This window comes from Azospirillum melinis, assembly GCF_013340935.1.
GTDB lineage: Bacteria > Pseudomonadota > Alphaproteobacteria > Azospirillales > Azospirillaceae > Azospirillum > Azospirillum melinis.
Genome location: NZ_WHOS01000152.1, coordinates 1 through 880 on the forward strand (window position 1 = coordinate 1; position 880 = coordinate 880).

General features: G+C 71.1%; 1 protein-coding gene. It reads left to right on the forward strand.

Going from position 1 to position 880, the window contains the following annotated elements; genetic code table 11:
• The first annotated feature begins 294 nt into the window (after positions 1-294).
• Entirely contained in the window at positions 295-828 is a 534-nt protein-coding gene (locus tag GBZ48_RS35895) for a HupE/UreJ family protein (RefSeq protein WP_174475379.1), read from the forward strand.
• Positions 829-880: the final 52 nt, after the last annotated feature.

An 880-nucleotide genomic window follows, 5' to 3' on the forward strand; every position in this document is an offset into this window, starting at 1 on the left:
CCCCCGCCCTCGTCCCAGAGCGCCACCGACGCCTTCAAGCGCGACCTGATCCGGCCGGAGGTCGACCGCATGCGCACCGACGACGCCATGGGCCGGCTCGACCCGCTGGGCCAGCGCGACCTGATGCGGCGCGAGAACGATTTGCGTCAATTCGGCGACCCGCTGGCGCGGTAGCGGCAACCCCGCCATCCCCGGCAGCGCCGGTCCTGACGGCTTGACCCCGCCCCCGCTCAGCCGCCATACCGGCAGCTGGAGCTGAACGGACAGCTGAACGGAAGGGGGGGATGCGGGCGCATGACGACGGTGACGGGGGCCTTCGGCAACGGGCTGACCACGCCGGTGTGGGTGCTGCAGCATCTGCTGGGCATCCTCGGCATCGGCATGTGGGCCGGACAGGCCGGCGGCACCGCGGTGTGGCAGGTGCCGGCCGCCGCGGTGACCGCCGCGCTGGCCGCGGGCTTCGCCGCCCAGATGGGCGTGCGGCTGCCCTATGCCGGGCCGGGGTTGGCCGCCTCGCTGGTGGTGGTCGGGTCGCTGGTGGCGCTGGGGGTGCGCGCCCCGGCGGTGGTGGCGGTGCTGGTTGCCGCGGTCGCCGCGGTGTTCCACGGCCATGCGCATCAGGGACCGCCGCTCTATTGGGCCGGTTTCGCGTCAGGGTTGATGCTGGTGGCCTGCGGCGGGCTGGGTCTGGCGATTGCGGTGACGCAGGCCGAGTCGGACCGCGCCGTACGTTTGTGTGGCGGTGCGGTAGCAGTCGCCGGCGTTCTCGACAACTCGCCCTTCCCACAGATAGAGAAGGCGAGTGATTGGCGCGAGCGGCGTCGCTAACAAAACAAACTCTGTACGTTACAGTGCTCTGACACAGTGAGCACTACCAACG